The sequence below is a fragment of the Bacillus sp. AL-1R genome (assembly GCF_052180195.1).
Classification (GTDB): domain Bacteria; phylum Bacillota; class Bacilli; order Bacillales; family Bacillaceae_G; genus Gottfriedia.
The window spans coordinates 621,590-640,305 of the sequence record NZ_CP197469.1; the positions used below are offsets into that span (position 1 = coordinate 621,590).

Sequence of the window (18,716 nt, forward strand, 5' to 3'; positions counted from 1 at the left end):
TGGGAATAGTTAAGTCACCACAACAAAATGACCGAGAAAGGAACGATTTTTTCTTTTGTATAAACTGTGTAAAATGAACCAACTAACTCTTCCGATTGACATAGAAGTTATCATTCCAAAAAAACATCTAGCCCGTTTAATTGACACTGAGGTCGATAAAATGGATCGTAATTTCTTCCTTTTTTCATTTTTTTCATTCAGGTAGAAGCAGTCCGCCGTATTACAAAAGAATGATGTGAAATAGATGATTAAAATTTCATTATAACTGGAAAAAATAGGGATAAAAGATATGTTTTCCTTCACTAAACGACAAGTATGATTCTGAGAAGCGACAAATAGTTAGTTGCTAGTTGGTAAATTAAACGATGAAAGTGATCCAATTTCACGTAATGTAAGGTATTCGTAGGATAATAGTTTAATTTAAAATTTAAGTTTAAAAAAATATTTCAGTCTAATTTTGTATAAAAATGTCGAAGGAAAAACAAAAATTGATAGTTTTTGTCAAAATGTCGAAACTGTAAACTTTCCGTATAATCAAAATAGATAGAAAATATAAAAATGGGGGAGACAACAGGATGAAGCGTTTAATCAAAAGTACTGCAGTTTTAACATTGAGTACTGGGGTGTTACTGAATGCATTTCCAATAACACATCATCAGTCGATTGCAAAGGCTGCAACACAATCATCAATCGAAGAAGTACTATCAAAGCTTACTACAGAACAACGTGAAGCTTTACAAAAAATAGAGGTGACTAGTCAAGAAGGATTACAGTTACCTACTTCAGTTGATTTAAATAGTACTAAAAATTTATCAGTTATTGTTGAATTAAAAGACAAGCCAGCAAAAGTAGCTGTGATTGAAGAGGCTGCAAAAGGCAATAGTTTAGCACTTGAAGATGCAAAACAAAAAGCGAATAAAGCGCAAGATACATTTAAAAATGATTTACAAACAATTTATAAAGATGATTTAAAGGATAATAAGAACCTTTATAAAATCAAACGAACATACAAAAACACGCTAAATGGTGTTGCGATCGACTTGCCGGCTAATAAAGTTAAGTCATTATTAAACTCAAAAACTGTTAAAGCAGTATGGCCAAACAATGTTATTCAAGTAGAACCAGAAAAAATAAAAAGTGTTGTTAATTCAACACAGAAAATGGAAACAGAAGTGTTCCCAGGCGTGAGCAAATTACATGCTGAAGGATACACAGGTAAGGGCATTAAAGTAGGGGTTATTGATACAGGGATTGATTATAATCATCCAGATTTAACGGATGCATATAAAGGGTATCGTGCTCAAACAGGCGTTGATCCTAAAACAATTGATCCTAGTTCAGTAAAAGGTTGGGACTTCGTTGATAATGATGCAGATCCAATGGAAACGACTTATGCTGATTGGAAAAAATCAGGGTTAGCAGAAAAGGACCCTCTTACTGGTTCAACCTTCTATACAGAACATGGAACACATGTATCCGGAATTATTGCTGGTCGTGGTAAAAATAATACTGATTATGCAGTAACAGGTGTAGCACCAGATGCTGATTTGTATGTCTATCGTGTATTAGGAAAATTTGGATCTGGTTCAACTGAAGCTGTTTTAGGCGGTGTTGACAAGGCTATATCTGATGGTATGGACGTCATCAATTTATCACTTGGATCGAATATTAATGATCCAGAAAATGTTGAGAGTCTTGCGTTAATTAATGCAGTCCTATCGGGTGTAACGGCTGTTGTATCAGCAGGTAACTCAGGAAGTGGTATGGATACGTTAGGATCACCTGGAGCATCAGCGTTGGCTATTACAGTTGGTGCCAATGATACGAAGACTGTGATTGAAACATCAAAAGGTACGCTACATGGAGCAGAAGATGCAACTGCTGATTTAAAATTATTTGGTAAAGGATTTGCAGATAATGTAGCAAGCTTAAAAGGTAAAAATCTACCAATCGTTTTAGTACCGAGTGTAGGTGCAGATTCTGATTATAAAAATATCGATGTGAATGGAAAGATTGCATTAGTCAATCGTGGGGATATTTCACTTGACGAGAAAATAAAAAATGCGCAAAAACATGGCGCAACAGCAGTTATCTTGATGAATAATGTACCTGTTGAAGGTTTTGTTCCATCGTACTTAGGAATGGGTTATGGATTTATTCCTGCATTCTCGATGTCATATGAGCAAGGGAAAGCATTAGTGGCAAAACTTGGTACAGGCAATTCAACCTTCACATTTGATGAAATCGGACAAGTAACGGATGAAGGTAGTAAATTAGCAGCATTCAGTTCACGTGGCCCTTCTCGTATCAATTATGATATTAAACCTGAAGTAACTGCACCGGGCGTTGCCGTATTCTCAACTGTACCTTCTTATATGCATGGTGCGGATCAAATTGGAAAATATGACTATGCTTATGAGAATTTATCAGGTACATCAATGGCATCACCGAACGTAGCGGGTGTTGCAGCATTATTAAAACAAGCAAATCCAAACTTAACACCAGCACAAATTAAAGAAACATTAATGAATACTGCAGATCCACTAAATGGAGACTATAGCGTATTTGAATCTGGTGCAGGACAAGTTGATCCTTATGAAGCAATCCATTCAAAAACAAGAATTGAAGTAGTGGATGAAACAAAGGGAACATACGATAAAAAAGGCAATTTAACAACAGTAAAAGATTTAACAGGTGCACTTTCATTTGGTTCACATGCTCCAGAAGGAAAAAATATTAGTGATCAACGCACCCTAATCATTTATAACAATAGCAATCAAGCAAAAACATATGATGTGACTGTTTCGTTCCAAAAAGACCGTCGAGGTTCATTAGATGCGGACGATAATGGTGTAATGGTTGTGACGGATAAGTCCATCAAAGTTGGGGCGAATTCGAAAAAGAAATCAACTGTCGCAATTACCGTTCCAAAATCAGCAAAATTAGGCTTTTACGAAGGATTTGTAACATATATAAATCATAATAATCCAGAAGAAACATTCCAAGTCCCATTTGGAATTAAAACGGTGGAAGATGGAATAAATCCAGTAACGATGAGTCCACAAGCATTTACGCAAGTATTTGATGCAGCTTATGCCGGTCAGTTAGTTTATACAAATGCACAATTTAGCCTGAAATCAAACTTAAGTACAATTGATGTGATCCTAGAAGATGGGAAAACAGGAAAAGAATTAGGCTATGTAGGTACTTTAGATGGCTTAAGAATGAAGGAAAATACTGATTTATCAGCAAGAGTATTTAATGGATTTTATTATAAACCGACTGGTAATGATGAGCACCCATTTGCGTATGAAGCTGATTTGGCAAAACCAGGGTATTATAAGATCAAGTTAATTGGCAAAAATGACGCTGGGAAAACATTTACGCAAGAAGCTCCATTCTACTTTGATAATACAGCACCAAAAATGACAATTAACAGTCCGGATGTTGTTGAGTATAAAAATGGTCAAACAAGCGTTACAATCACTGGTTCAGTTTACGATAAAGAAACAGAAGAAATGCAAAAACTTGGAATGAACTTTAACCAAGGTAGTACAAAAGTTTATTATCAAGATTATATAAACGGTGGAAGAGCCGTGTCAGTACCTGTAAATTCAGACGGAACATTTACAGCGACAATTCCAACAAATGCAACAAAACCGATGGAACTAGTATTCTATGCAATGGATGCAGCATCAAATAAAACATTTAAAGAAGGTAGAGAGATTTTTGTTACGCGTGATGACGTAATGTATGGATTTATGCAACCTGAAACACGAACAGGAAAAATGGGTGAAACAGCACATGCGACTTTATTATTAAATAAAGCAAATAATGTTAAACAAGTAGAATATAAATTCTCGTATTATTCAAATATTGGAACACTGAATGTTACTCCTGATCCAAGTGTAGCTGATAAAGTAGATATTTCTGTCGTAAATACTGCGGTAGCTACTACTCAAAATACAGCGACGATCACAATTAAAACAAAAGATGGCGTATCTCCTTTATCAGGTGATTTAAAACTTGCAGATTTAGCGTTTAAAATGACGACTAACTATTCTGCTTCTGCTGTTATGTGGGCCGGGTCATTGAATACAACAGTAACGGATATTAATAATACGACAAATACTGTTGTAGGCGGAAATCCTAGTATTTTATATTTAGAACCAACTACTTCTTTACTTGATGGATCTCTGTTGGCAGAGTCATTCTTAGCCCCAGATGGAGGTTTACTTGGTTCGTTTGATTATTCTAAACTGGGTGCAAAAGTTAAAGCAACGGCTGGTAATGGTAAAGTGTACGAAGGAGTTATTAAAACCAGTGGTATTTATCAAGTACCAAATTTACCATTAAATGATGATAAGTATGAACTTGAAGTAAATATTCCTGGATATTTTACACAACATAAAGACTTTACAATTGGATTCCATGATGAAGATGGAAAAGTGATGTATCAACATTATAATTTGAGATTAAATCCAGCAATCGCAGGTGATGTAAATAAAGATGATGTTATCGATGTGATGGATGCACTTTACTTAGAAACTTACTGGGATACAAATAAACGGGATGCAGATATTAACTATGATGGTGTAGTAGATGAAAAAGATTTCGCATACGTAGAACAAAACTACTTAATGCAAAATCCAACAATCAATTATGCGCCATCACCTAAAAAGAAATATAAATCCCAAACGATAGAAAGCGTAAAGAGTTCACTAGGAATTAAATAAGAGTAAAAAAGCAAAGGCTTCCTCACTAATATAGAGGGAGCCTTTATTTTTTATAAGTTTCGTAACATATCACATATGGAATAGATAAAGATACAAACCTACTATGTTATTCAATTCTGAAGTGACTACTTTGAGAAGTATATTTGAAAATTATAACGATTCCATTTTTTTAATAGTGATTGGGATATGTAGAAAAATAGATTTTACTTCAAACTAGTTGAATCGTAGTGTAAGAATGTTTTGAATTGTCGAAATGTATCGATAAAAAAGATGGGATTGATTATTTTTGTCAAAATCTGCAAACTGCAAATTCTCCGTATAATCATTTTGAAAGAGAAAAAATTAAAATGGGGGAGACAACAGATGAAGCGTTTAATCAAAAGTACAGCAGTTTTGACGTTAAGTACTGGGGTATTATTCAATGCATTTCCAGTAACTCATCATCAGCCAATTGTAAAGGCTGCAGCACAATCTTCAATAGAAGAAGTGTTAGCAAAGCTGACGCCGGAACAACGTCAGGCTTTAAAGAAATTAGAGGTTACTAGTCAAGAAGGATTACAGCTACCTTCTTCAGTCGATTTACAGAGTTCTAAAAATCTATCAGTAATCGTTGAATTTAAGGAGCAGCCTGCAAAAGTAGCCGTATTAGAAGAAGCTGTAGATGGTAACAGCTTATCTCTTGACGATGCAGAGCAAAATGCAGCCGATGCTCAAGAAACGTTTAAAACTGATTTGCAAGCAATTTTTAAAGATGATTTAAAAGAAAATAAGAATCTTTATAAAATTAAACGTACTTACAAAAATACATTAAATGGAGTGGCGATTGACTTACCAGCTAACAAAGTTAATTCTCTACTAAACTCTAAGGTTGTTAAAGCAGTATGGCCAAATAATAAGATTCAAGTTGAGCCACCACAAGCAACAAAAGGAACGAATGATACGAAAGATACGACAAAAAAAATGGAAACAGAAGTATTCCCTGGTGTTAGCAAATTGCACGCAGAAGGATACACAGGTAAAGGTGTTAAAGTTGGGGTAATTGATACAGGTATTGATTATAATCACCCAGATTTAACGGATGCATATAAAGGGTATCGCGCTCAGTCTGGTGTTGATCCAAAATCAATTAGCCCTAGCTCAGTAAAGGGTTGGGACTTTGTAGACAATGATGCAGACCCAATGGAAACAACTTATGATGATTGGAAAAAATCAGGCTTAGGAGAAAAGGATCCATTAACAGGATCAACTTTCTACACGGAGCATGGAACACATGTATCTGGAATTATCGCTGGTCGTGGTAAAAACAATACAGATTATGCGGTAACAGGTGTTGCTCCAGAAGCAGATTTATATGTATACCGTGTGTTAGGAAAATTTGGTTCAGGTAACACTGAAGCTGTTTTAGGCGGTATTGATAAGGCGATCTCTGATGGCATGGATGTGATTAATCTATCACTTGGTGCAAGTGTAAATGATCCGCTAAATGTTGAAAGTCTTGCGGTGAATAATGCAGTATTATCTGGTGTAACGGCGGTTGTATCAGCTGGTAACTCAGGTAGTAACATGTATACGTTAGGTGCACCTGGAGCAGGAGCATTAGGCATAACAGTTGGAGCAAATGATACAAAGACGGAAGTTGCCACATCAAAAGGGACATTACATGGAACGTCTGATGTTGCTGCTAATTTAAAATTATTAGGTAAAGGCCTAAACGATAATGTTGATAGTTTAAAAGGTAAAAATTTACCAATCGTTTTAGTACCGAATTACGGTGCAGATACTGATTATAAAAATATCGATGTGACAGGTAAGATTGTACTCGTAAAACGAGGATTAAATGCACTGATTGATAAAATTACCATTGCGCAAAAACATGGTGCAGCAGCAGTCCTAATGGTTAACAATATAGCTGGAGAAGGTTATATTCCATCGTACTTAGGTGGAGGTTATGGAATGATTCCTACTTTCTCAATGTCATATGAGCAAGGCAATGACTTAATTGCTAAACTTGGTACAGGTACGCCAACGTTCTCATTTGACGAAGTAGGAAAATTAACGGATGAAGGCGGTAAATTAGCATCATTCAGTTCACGTGGTCCAGCTCGTATCACATATGATATTAAGCCTGAAGTAACAGCTCCAGGTGTAGCGGTATTCTCAACAGTACCATCCTATATGCACGGTGCAGATCAAATTGGTAAATATGATTATGCATATGACAACTTATCAGGTACATCAATGGCATCACCAAATGTAGCTGGTGTAGCAGCCTTACTAAAACAAGTAAATCCAAACATAACTCCAGCCGAAATTAAAGAAACATTAATGAATACAGCTGACCCATTAAATGGGGATTATAGTGTATTTGAATCGGGTGCAGGACAAGTTGATCCTTATGAAGCAATTCATTCACATACGAGAATTGAAGTAGTAGATGAAACGAAGGGTTCTGTCGATAAAAAAGGAAATTTTAAAACAGTAAAAGATTTAACTGGAGCACTTGCATTTGGTGTGTTTGCACCAGCTGGTCAAAATTTAAGTGACCAACGTTCAGTCAATATTTATAACAATAGTAATAAAGCAAAAACATATGATGTGAAAGTAAGCTATCAAGCTGACCGTCGTGGTTCATTAAATGCTGATGACAATGGTGTAATGGTTGTAACAGATAAGTCAATTAAAGTTGGTGCAAATGCGAAAAAGAAATCAACTGTCGCAATTACAGTACCAAAATCAGCAAAATTAGGGATTTATGAAGGTTTTGTAACGTATACAAATCATGATAATCCAGAAGAAACATTCCAAGTACCTTTCGCGATTAAAACAGTCGAAGAAGGAATCAATCCGATTTCGTTTACGCCACAAGCAATTACGCAAGTATTTGATTATGCGATTCCTGGTCAATTAGTGTACACAAATGCATTAATGAGTCTTAAATCACATATGCGTACATTCGACGCTGTTCTTGAAGATGGTAAGACTGGTAAAGAGTTAGGTTATATCGGTACAATGGATGGACTAGGAATGAATGAAAATATTACCTATACAGTAAATAATGTATTCAATGGTCAATACTATAAGCCAACAGGTAATGATGATCAACCATTCGAGTACATTTCAGATATGGCGAAACCAGGTTATTACAAGATTAAAATAATTGGTACAAATGATGCGGGAAAAACTTTTTCTCAAGAAGCACCAATTTATTTTGATAACACGGCTCCTAAATTAAAAGTAAATTCACCAGATATTGTTGAATATAAAAACGGTCAATCTAGCGTCACATTCACTGGTTCTGTTTATGATAAAGAGACAGAAGAAATGCAAAAGCTTGGCATGAACTATAACCAAGGTAGTACTAAAGTGTATTATAAAGATACTTTAGGTGGACGAGATACAGCAGTACCAGTAAATGCTGATGGTACATTCTCTGTAACAATTCCAACAACAACAAGAGCGATGGAACTTAATTTCTATGCGGTTGATGCGGCAACGAATAAAACATTTGTCGGTGCTAAAAATGTCTTTGTCACACGTGATGACGTAACGTATGGGTATTTAAACCCTCAAGATCGTACAGCAAAAATGGGTCAAACAACTCATGCGACTATCATGCTAAATAAAGCAAAAGATGTAAAACAAGTGGTTTATAAATTTTATCATTATGCAAACGTTGCAAATATGAATATTACACTAGATCCTAGTGTGGCTGACAAGGTAGACATGATAGTATCGGATAATCCAGTTGCTGCAGGAGCAGCTAATTATGTTACGACGGTTACAATCAAAACAAAAGATGGAGTAGTTCCATTATCAGGTGATTTAAAACTTGCGGATGCAGCGTTTAAGATGAGTAATGAGTACACAGCTTATCCTGTCATGTATGAAGGATTAAGTGGATTATTTAGTGTGTCGGTTATAGATAGTAATAACGCGACAACGGCTGTTCAGGCTGGAAATCCAGTCATAGCATTCATGGATCCAACATATTCGTTACTTCGTGGTAACAAATATGCAGAAGCTTTCTTGGCTCCAAATGGTCAACCACTAGGTTCAACTACGCTTGATTATTCTAAGCTGGGAATAAAAATAACAGCAACAGGTTCAGATGGCACTGTGTACGAGGGGAAAAACGATTCTTACTCAACATTCCAAATTCCAAACTTACCATTAACGGATGATGAGTTTGAGCTAAAAATGGATATCCCAGGACATTTTACGGTCCACAAAAACTTTACAATTGGATTCCATGATGAAGATGGCAATGTGATTCATCAAAACCTTTACCTATATGGATTACAACCAGCTTATGCAGGTGATGTAAATAAAGATGATGTCATCGACGTAAAGGACGCACTTTTCTTACAAACTTACTGGGGAACAAATAAACGTGCTGCAGATATTAACTTTGACGGTGTAGTTGATGAAAAAGATATGGCATTTGTAGAGGAAAACTACTTAATGCAAAATCCAACAATTAACTATGCACCAACACCTAAAAAGAAATATAAATCACAGACATTAGAAAGTGTTAAGAGTGCGTTAGGAATAAATTAATAGAAGTAAGACATTAATCGGCTCCGATATGATATCGGAGTCTTTTTTTTATTTCATTATTAAAATAATTTGAAAACGATGCTTTTTTGCAAAAATAAAATCTTGTCACTTTACCATATAATAGAAAGTAGAAATTTTATCGGAAACCATTTTTATGGAGTTTAATATGAAAGTTGTATTACCTGGTTTAATTTTAATTTTTGTTACTGCAATTACTGTTTATTTTACTATCAGATTTACGAATACCAAGTATGAAAAGATGATCACAATGTTGGGGACATCTTTTTTAGCTATTATGACAATTGTCTTTATTACTGAGACTGTATTTTATTATAAGGTCTAATAAAACAAAGGTATAAGTCAATATCATTAAAAAATACATATACAAAATCGGTTGATCGATTGTCAATCTAAAAAGTGATTATCCGTTTATATGTTGAATAACACTGTAATGATTACGGATAAACTTAATTTTATTGAATAATAGGAGGGAAGGACGTGGACCAAAATAATGCAACTCATGTAGGTGAAAACGAGATTGTCATCACTCGCATATTTGATGCTCCTCGTGAACCAGTGTTTGAAGTTTGGACGAATGAGGAGCACTTATCAAAGTGGTGGGGTCCTAATGGATTTACGTCGACTTTTCAAAAGTTTGAGATGAAACCAGGGGGGATATGGGAGTTTATCATGCACAGCCCTGATGGTGTTGATTTTCCAAACACTAACATCATAGTCGAAGTCGTTCTACATGAAAGAATCGTCATTAAACATGATGTATTTCTACATTTTCTCGCAACAGCAATCTTTGAGGAACTTGATGGTATGACCAAACATACATATCGTTCAAGATTTGATGAAGAGGTTACTGTATTTGATAAGGTAAAAACATATGCTGTTCCAGGAGCTGAACAGACTATGGACCGCCTTGAAAAAAATTTGGTAAGTATGTCTTAATGACGTACAACCGTTTTACAACAAATAATGTAATATATACTGAGTTAGACAATGGACTAAATGATAGATGAAAAGATAAGTAAGTGAATAGAAGGGAATATCTCGATGACGGGGTAATTCTGTTTTTTTTGTTTTTATAAATGTTCACTGTACATTTAAAAGTGGTAGAAAAGACCATCTCCAACTATTGCCATTCAAGTTGAAAGAAGGTATTTTAAATTATTTAACGAACTCCCAATAATAACCTATACAAAGATTGGGTGGTAATGATAGTAAAGCAAAATGAAATTTATAGTAGTGAGCAAAGTAAAGATAGTATAATTGAGCAACTTAGGAACGCCGGTTGCGTTTTTGCAGAAGAAGAGGCTCAGCTTCTTATTTCAGAAGCTGAAACTTTGAAAGAACTTTTAACAATGGTAAATCTTCGAGTAACTGGCTCACCGTTAGAATACATCCTAGGTTGGGCGGAGTTTTATGGTAATAGGATTGAAGTAGTCCCAGGTGTCTTCGTTCCTCGCCGTCGGACGGAGTTTCTTACTCAAAAGGCTATTGACTTATCTGTTCCTGGTGTCAAAGTGGTTGATCTTTGTTGTGGTACTGGTGCAGTGGGTGTAGCGATTGCCAAGGCAGTGGGGTTGGTTTCGTTGTATGTGGTCGATATTGATCCTATTGCAGTCCAGTGTGCCAAGTGCAATGTTTCTAAACTAGGTGGTCTAGTATATGAAGGTGACCTTTATAATCCATTGCCACCTCAATTACTTGGGAATGTTGATATTATAGTGGCGAACGCACCATATGTCCCAACTGAGGCAATAAAGTCTCTCCCTCAGGAGGCACGTCTTTATGAGCCAAACCTGGCACTGGATGGTGGTAAGGATGGAAATGATATTCATCGAAAGGTAGCAGAAAATGCGTCTTTCTGGTTAGCTTCAGGGGGGCATTTATTAATAGAGACGAGCAAAATTCAGGCTCCTCAAACAGTTAAAATTTTTTCTCAATATGGCTTAATAGCCAGGTTAATACATAATAATGAATTGGATGCCACAGTTGTAATTGGTACAAAACCCTCATTATAGAATGAATTAAAAAACAACCAGTGTAGCCTGTTTGGGTTACTCTGGTTGTTTTTAGTAGCAAACTTTATTTTTTGTTCGACTTTTTTGCTAAATTCTGTAGTTCACTTTGTGGCTCAGTTGAAAATTCAACGTCTTTTCCGTATCCTTGTGGATTAACACTTGGAGCTTTTTGTCCTCTTCCAGATGATTTTTTACTCATGTGCTTCACCTCCATGGATAGTGTTTCTCAAAGAGGGTAGATTTATGAGTAAAAGTCGTCTAGTACATCTATATAGAAAGATTTTTCTCATTTTCAAAGTTAGAAGGGGTACGAGTGTTAGATGATACCCTGTCTAAAAATTTTTTTGTAAGTGGCATAAAGTAATTAAGTACTAACCCACCAAAACAAACGGTTAGGATTGTACCAATGCCGATTGGTCCATTTGAAATGAATGCAGCAATTAGGAAAATAAGATAAATGACTGTTTTTGAAAAAAAGATCGTTGTTCTAGTTAATTCTTGTAGGATTAATGTTAATCGGTCCACTGGAATTGGTGCAAAGTTTGTGTGTAAATAGGTGGCCGTTCCGAGTCCAGAAATAACTAAACCGAAACTATAACAAGCTGTTTTGCTATACCAAATTTCAGGTGTTAGTATATTGTGTAATAAATAAAGCCATATATCAATACCGAACCCCGTAATAAAGGCAGTTACTAATCCTAACAATTCAGGTCTTTGTCTTTTTAATAAAGAATTTATACAGATTAGTAGTAAAGCAATGATTATTTCCCAACTTCCTACAGTTAGCCCGACATTTTTGGATAGGCCAACTAAAAGCGCATCAAAAGGTGAAGTACCAAGGTTAGATTGTATATTGATTGAAATACCTAAGGTTAGTATTAAGATTCCTAATACGTAAAAAACATATTTCGTTTTAATTAATGACTTTATCATTTCATTATTTCTTTTAACATTAGAATATGAGGGATTCCATCTTCTATAAAGACATCAGAGGAAGTACGATAGCCGAGTTTTTTGTAAAAACCTTCTGCATGTGTTTGACCATGTAATTTTACTTGTGAAGCTCCATGTTCTTCTGCGATTTCTTCTAGAGCTTTAATAATGCTTTTGCCGAGACCATATTTTCGGAAAGACTCAAGGACGCAGATTCTTTCTAATTTACCGACACCATCCACAAACCTAATTCTTCCTGTTCCGGCCGGTTGTTCATTGTAATGAACTAATATGTGTTCGCAATCACTACTTAATTTATCGTATTGATCAAATTCATCTTCTAAAGGTACACCTTGTTCTTTCACAAATATATCTTTCCTTATTGCAAATGCTATTTTTAGTTGTTCTTCATTCGTTATCTTTTTTGTATTCACCATTTTTATCAGTCCCTTTTTTAATTGATTTTATCGTTTTGTTGCAAATGCAACAAAAATAAGTTAAATTCAATATATATCAGTTTTATTGCATTTACAACAAAAATAATGCTAAGGAGTTAATGATGAAGGAAATTCTTCGGGAAATTGGAATGATCGCAAGGGCACTAGATTCGATCAGTAATATAGAATTTAAAGAGCATGACCTGACAAAAGGGCAGTATTTATATCTAGTGCGAATAGCTGAAAATCCAGGAATCATTCAGGAAAAATTGGCTGAAATGATAAAGGTAGATCGAACTACAGCTGCACGTGCTATAAAAAAACTTGAAACGAATGGATTTATTGAAAAGAAAGAGGATAAAGAGAACAAAAAAATTAAAAAACTCTATGTAACAGAAAAAGGGGAAAAAGTTTATCCATTTATAAAAAGAGAAAACGATTATTCTAATATCGTTGCACTAGAGGGATTGTCCGAAATAGAAGTTGAAACCATTTTTACTCTTCTTCAAAAGGTAAGGAAAAATGTAGAAAAAGACTGGGATTTTGTAAAAAAGGGAAATAAGAGAAATTATTGATTAGATATGAGAAGAGACATATTAAAATGACGAAAAGAGCTCTCGATTAGGATAGTTAAACTAAATTTGTAAAGAATAAAATTATCATATTCTATCATAAAATGGAGCAAGGAAATCACTTGAAAACTTTCATATTTTGTTCAATTATTTTTTTTCCTATTATTATGAATGGATTAGCTAGGTTTAATCGACTATTTAACACAATCTTTAATTTGATCGCCATCATTTCTTACGTAGTTTTAGGGGGGATTTCAGCAATATCAATTTATGAAATTATAAAACATGATGTTGTTTTTATGACAAATATTCATGCGGTATTTCTTAATATTTATTTTATAATTTCTGGATCTTATTTAGGGATATTCGGACTTTATCAATTAATTAATCTGATGATAAGACAGCTTAATCAAACTAATAAGTAATTTTTAATGGTTGTTCCAATGAAAAACACCACAGCGCATCATTTCTGTATAGAATGCATTGTGGTGTTTTTATTATGTTTATTTTTCTATTTGCGGTTCTAGTTTCGAATCATAGTCTTTTTTCGAAAGTTCACCTGGCCAATATGCAAATCTGCCTAATACGGTCGTAATTGCTGGTACTAAAAGTGGACGAACAATGAATGTATCAATTAATACCCCGATACATGTAACAATACCAAACTGAACTAATACTTGAATTGGTAGTGTTGCTAACACTAGGAATGTACCAGCCAAAATTATTCCAGCAGATGAAATAACAGACCCAGTTTTTGCGACGCCATTTGCAACTGCTTCGCGGTGGGTTTGTTTCTTTTTATTTTTCCATATTTCGGAAACCATGAATATATTGTAATCTTCACCCAATGCTACTAAAAATACAAAGGAATATAAAGGAATCGAACCTTGTATTGCGCTAGCTCCAAATCCATAGTGAAGTATTAACCAACCAGCACCTAATGCTGAAAGATAAGATAAGATAACGGTTAGAATTAAGTAAATCATCGCTGTTAAGGAACGTAAATAAGTTAACAGTAATAATGCAATTAATCCAACCATTACTGGAATGATAACGGCTTGATCACGCTCAGTAATATTTTTTGTATCCAAATTCGTTACTGTTTCTCCACCAATCCAATAATGCTTATCGACTTTTTGTATATCATATTCGTTTAATAGTTTCTTAATTTTCTTTTCGATTTGAGGGATTCGCTCTAATCCTTTAATAGAATAAGGGTTATCAACTAGAGAAACTTCATATAATTGTAATTTTTTATTTTCTTTACCTGTAATAGGTTCAGACACATCTTTTACGAACGAAAGTGATTCTAATTCTTTTTTTACAGGAATCGGTTTATTTTCTGTATCGATGATTACTTTAACAGGTGCTAATAAACCTGATGAATAGTGGTCAGATATTAAATCAAACCCTTCTCTTGAAGGCATATCTTTAGGAAATGATTGAAGTAAATCGTTTGTGTATTGCACTCGAGGTACGTATAGAGCTAGCCCTCCTAAGAAAATAATAGAGACTAGTATAATTGTCCAAGGTTTATGAGTAACTAGTTTGCCAATTTTTTGACTAAACGTTACTTTCGTTTTTGATTTCTTAATAGATTTTCCTTTTTTCTTAGCTCTTAATGATTCCATTGCCTCTGTTCTTGGAATGAAAGGAAAAAATGATACTCTACCAAATATAGAAAGTAGAGCAGGTAGGATTGTGATTGCAGCAATCCCTATAATTAAGACTGCCAAACTAAATGGTACTGCAAAACGATGGAATGCACCATATTGAGCTAATAAGAGAGTACCTAATCCGATAACGACTGTTAAAGCACTCATTGAAATGGCCCCACTAGATTCTTTAATCGCGAGCTGAAGTGCTTTATATTTGTTTTCTTCTATAAGTAAATATTCACGATATCTAGATATTAAAAATAAACAATAATCAGTACCTGCACCAAATAATAAAACTGTCATAATCGAAACGGCTTGAGAATCCACCGTTATAATACCTTTATCACCTAAGAAACCTAATATTGGGTTTACCATTCCATACGCGAAACCAACGACTATTAGCGGTACAATCGCCATAATAGGTGAACGATATAAAAGGATTAAGAAAACTAATACAAGTGCTACGGTTGATAATAATAGTTTAACATCGGCTTGTTTAAATAAACTTACAGCGTCTGTTTGAATACCAACCGGGCCAGAAAAGCGAACTTTTAGACCTGATTCTGTTAATTTTCGTTTTACTGGGTCATCACCAGTATTATTTTTAATTTGTTTTTCTAGTATGTTGATATTTTTTTGTAGTACTTTATCATCCGCTTTTTTGTCAAAAAGGACGGGTGTAATAATTGTTGTACCATCTTCCGAAGAACTTTGTTTAATTGCCTGGATCGGCATCAAATCATATGATGGTGATGTTAATTGATTTTTTAATGGATTATTTCGAAGTTCTTTGTAAACAGTTTGAATAACTTTGTAATCGTCCTCATTTAGTCCGTCTTTACGGTTCCAAACAATTAATAAAGGGTTTCCGGAATCAGTTGGAAATTCTTTTTTTATGAGCTGATCTGCTTTTTGTGACATGGATTGTTTCGGTAAGTTATCTGCAGCATTATTTTCTACCTCGTTTACAGATGGAAATGAAAATGATAATACAACCGTTAATAATACCCACACCAACAATGTTAGCCATCTTGTATGTTTACTACTTACAAATTTGCCCCAAGAATGAAAGGGGTGTTGTTTCATATAGAATTCACCTCAAGTATAATGTATTAATTTAATTATATATACTAGTTAGTTAATTATTCAAGGAATTTTATTATGCTATAATGAAGTGGAATTAAAAGGTTAGGAGAGAAGCAAATTGGAAAAAATGAAACGGTCTCTTGGAAGACCACCGCAAGATTCAAAAAAAAAGCCTACAAAAACAACAATCGTTGAAAATGCAATCCAATTGTTTCTTCAAAACGGATATCAATTAGTTTCAATGGATGACGTAGCTAAGAAGTGTGGTGTGACCAAAGCAACGGTTTATTATTATTATCCAACAAAAGCAGATCTCTTTACGGATGCAATGGTTCAAATGATGCTTCGAATAAGTGATCGAATGGCCCAGATTTTATCAAAAGATACATCTTTAAAAGCAAATCTCAACGAAATGGTTAAAGTCCATTTAAAAGCAACTTTTGAAATTGATTTAAAAACTTTTACGAAAGAAGCGAAAGTCTCATTATCAGATGAGCAATTACAACAGATGAATAAAGCGGAAGAAATGATGTATAACGTAATCGAGAAAGCAATGGCAACGGCTATCGAGAATGGAGAAATACCTAAAGGGAATCCAAAATTCTATACCCAATTGTTCATTGCCATTCTATCAATTGGAAATTATAAGGATACAGATCAAAAGTCAATTTTTTCTACAATAGATGAAATGGCAGAACAAATCATGGAATTCTTTTGGAATGGAATAATGGGCAAAAGATAAAAGAAGATTTACTTTTTATAGTAGGTCTTCTTTTTTGTGTGTTAAATAATAGGTTGTGTTTATTTTTACATTAATTAAGATCAGCAGGAAATTAACTGAACAAATTGAATTAAGTATTACAATTGGTAAATAATACGAAAAAATATATTTTGTAACGCATCAATTTTCTACTAGGCTTTCATTTTGATACCTTAAGGTAAAGTTTAAAAGCAAGGCTTAGAATGAAATAAATTATATATCTAGAATTGCTGTCCAAAAATTAGAATATTGAGGTGTCAATATTGAAAGATATTATACTTATTTTATTGCTGCAATTGATTTATGTTCCGGTCTTAACATTACGAACTATTTTCCTAGTAAAAGGTTTGAGTGTGTCTGCTGCGCTTTTTGGATTTTTAGAAGCGATTATTTATGTATTTGGATTATCGCTTGTTTTTTCCGGAGACCAAAGTTCTGTATCAATGGTTGTTTATGCTGTCGGATTTGGGATCGGTATTCTAATTGGCAGTTATGTAGAAAACCGCTTAGCAATTGGTTACACGACGCTAGTAGTTAATTTGACAAACAAAAATAAAATGCTAATTAACCGACTTCGCGAGGAAGGATTCGGAGTGACTGTGTTCCAAGGTGAAGGAAGGGACAGCGAGCGATATCAATTGGATATATTGACAAAACGTAATAGAGAACCTGAACTAATGGATCTGATTGAACAATATGAACCTAGCGCCTTTATTATTTCGTATGAAGCAAGAAGGTTTAAAGGTGGATTTTTATTAAAAGCGATGAAGAAAGCTAAACATAAAAAATCAAACGTTTTATAGACAATACAAAGTAATTAAAAAATCAGAGAAACTGAATAATGTTTCTCTGATTTTTTTAATTAATGAATCTGATACTTTTTAGTTTCGAGTTACAGACTAAAAAATGTTACGAATGATAAGAGAATAGATGTAATGACAATTGCTATAAGTGGGCGAATTGATTTAGTGCGTAATTCTTTTAGGTTAATATTTAGTCCTAATCCAGTCATAGACATTGTTAAAATAAATGATGTAAAAACAGCAACGTCTGACATCGTTTTATTTGATACTGGAATTTTTGAACCAAGGATGTAGCTTCCAATAAAACTCATCACAACAAAGCCAATTAAGAACCATGGGAACTCTAGTTTTGCTTCTCCGTTTAATTTTCCTTTTCGCTTCATCCAATATAAAAAGAGAAAACAAACCGGAATCAATAAAAATACACGGGCAAGTTTGGCTAGCAATGCGTGAGCAAGTGCATCTTGTCCTGCAGGTGCAGCTGCTAAAGCTACATGAGCAATCTCGTGAAGACTTATTCCGACCCATGCTCCATATTCAGTAGGACTAATTGGTAATAAAGGATAGATTAAAGTATAGATGATTGAAAATATTGTACCGACTAATGCGATGATCCCAACTGACATAGCGGTGTCATCATCTTTTGCTTTAATGATTGGAGATATAGCAGCGATTGCAGCAGCACCACAAATGCCAGTGCCGATACTTAATAATAGAGATAGATTCAGATCAGCTTTTAGCCATTTCGCAATAACCATTAAAACGACAATCGAAAATATGATCGTTCCCATCCCTCTCAGTAATAAAGGCAAACCATCACTAAAAATGACAACCATGTTTAGTTTTAATCCGTACAGTATAATAGCAAATCTTAAAAGTCTTTTTGAAGAAAATTGAATTCCTGCACGCCATTTTTCAGGATAACCAAAAAATTGTCTATACACTAAAGCCAGTAAAATGGCACATGCAAGTGGTCCAACATGATCAAACCATGGTAACTTTGCGATCAGAAAACCTAAAACTGCTATGACGAATGTAAAAGCCACGCCATAGATTATTGCTGCATTTAACTGTTTAGTAGATTTTTTTTGATGTTCTTGTTTTGTATTCATTATTGCTTGTTGTTCCATCATGTTCATCT

General features: G+C 34.4%; 12 protein-coding genes. 7 read left to right on the plus strand and 5 right to left on the minus strand.

Going from position 1 to position 18,716, the window contains the following annotated elements; translation table 11 throughout:
* Nucleotides 1–575 precede the first annotated feature (575 nt).
* The 4 genes from ACSBO6_RS02980 to ACSBO6_RS02995 all read left to right on the plus strand — a co-directional run bounded on the left by ACSBO6_RS02980 (nucleotide 576) and on the right by ACSBO6_RS02995 (nucleotide 11,326).
* Nucleotides 576–4,736, plus strand: a complete 4,161-nt coding sequence (locus tag ACSBO6_RS02980) for a S8 family serine peptidase (protein WP_498844123.1) — start codon at nucleotides 576–578, stop codon at nucleotides 4,734–4,736.
* Nucleotides 4,737–5,099: 363 nt separating this feature from the next.
* Nucleotides 5,100–9,293, plus strand: a complete 4,194-nt coding sequence (locus tag ACSBO6_RS02985; RefSeq protein WP_498844124.1) for a S8 family serine peptidase — start codon at nucleotides 5,100–5,102, stop codon at nucleotides 9,291–9,293.
* A gap of 498 nt (nucleotides 9,294–9,791) precedes the next feature.
* Complete coding sequence (locus tag ACSBO6_RS02990; protein WP_498844125.1) at nucleotides 9,792–10,250, plus strand: SRPBCC family protein; 459 nt, start codon at nucleotides 9,792–9,794, stop codon at nucleotides 10,248–10,250.
* Nucleotides 10,251–10,516: 266 nt separating this feature from the next.
* On the plus strand, nucleotides 10,517–11,326 hold the full coding sequence (locus tag ACSBO6_RS02995) for a putative protein N(5)-glutamine methyltransferase (protein WP_498844126.1): 810 nt from the start codon (nucleotides 10,517–10,519) through the stop codon (nucleotides 11,324–11,326).
* Between the two features lie 64 nt (nucleotides 11,327–11,390).
* On the opposite strand, the gene ACSBO6_RS03000 is transcribed toward ACSBO6_RS02995, so the two are convergent.
* The 3 genes from ACSBO6_RS03000 to ACSBO6_RS03010 form a co-directional block, all read right to left on the minus strand.
* Nucleotides 11,391–11,525, minus strand: coding sequence for a hypothetical protein (locus ACSBO6_RS03000; RefSeq protein ID WP_056467807.1), 135 nt, complete (start codon nucleotides 11,523–11,525; stop codon nucleotides 11,391–11,393).
* A gap of 68 nt (nucleotides 11,526–11,593) precedes the next feature.
* Nucleotides 11,594–12,259: a YczE/YyaS/YitT family protein gene (locus tag ACSBO6_RS03005; RefSeq protein WP_098848490.1), complete on the minus strand. Its 666-nt coding sequence runs from the start codon at nucleotides 12,257–12,259 to the stop codon at nucleotides 11,594–11,596.
* Nucleotides 12,256–12,693: a GNAT family N-acetyltransferase gene (locus tag ACSBO6_RS03010; protein ID WP_483295217.1), complete on the minus strand. Its 438-nt coding sequence runs from the start codon at nucleotides 12,691–12,693 to the stop codon at nucleotides 12,256–12,258. The genes ACSBO6_RS03005 and ACSBO6_RS03010 overlap by 4 nt, the downstream gene beginning before the upstream one ends.
* Before the next feature lie 125 nt (nucleotides 12,694–12,818).
* Here ACSBO6_RS03010 and ACSBO6_RS03015 point away from each other — a divergent pair, with 125 nt between their 5' ends.
* A complete protein-coding gene (locus tag ACSBO6_RS03015) occupies nucleotides 12,819–13,271 on the plus strand; it encodes a MarR family winged helix-turn-helix transcriptional regulator (RefSeq protein WP_098848492.1) in 453 nt (150 codons plus the stop codon).
* 500 nt (nucleotides 13,272–13,771) lie between these two features.
* On the opposite strand, the gene ACSBO6_RS03020 is transcribed toward ACSBO6_RS03015, so the two are convergent.
* A complete protein-coding gene (locus ACSBO6_RS03020) occupies nucleotides 13,772–16,012 on the minus strand; it encodes an MMPL family transporter (protein ID WP_098848493.1) in 2,241 nt (746 codons plus the stop codon).
* A gap of 118 nt (nucleotides 16,013–16,130) precedes the next feature.
* On the opposite strand from ACSBO6_RS03020, the gene ACSBO6_RS03025 reads away from it, so the two are divergent.
* Nucleotides 16,131–16,754, plus strand: a complete 624-nt coding sequence (locus tag ACSBO6_RS03025; RefSeq protein WP_142339258.1) for a TetR/AcrR family transcriptional regulator — start codon at nucleotides 16,131–16,133, stop codon at nucleotides 16,752–16,754.
* Nucleotides 16,755–17,035: 281 nt separating this feature from the next.
* Entirely contained in the window at nucleotides 17,036–17,575 is a 540-nt protein-coding gene (locus ACSBO6_RS03030; RefSeq protein ID WP_098848494.1) for a DUF2179 domain-containing protein, read from the plus strand.
* Between the two features lie 89 nt (nucleotides 17,576–17,664).
* Here ACSBO6_RS03030 and ACSBO6_RS03035 read toward each other — a convergent pair whose 3' ends face one another.
* Nucleotides 17,665–18,705, minus strand: a complete 1,041-nt coding sequence (locus ACSBO6_RS03035) for a YeiH family protein (RefSeq protein ID WP_098848495.1) — start codon at nucleotides 18,703–18,705, stop codon at nucleotides 17,665–17,667.
* Nucleotides 18,706–18,716 lie beyond the last annotated feature (11 nt).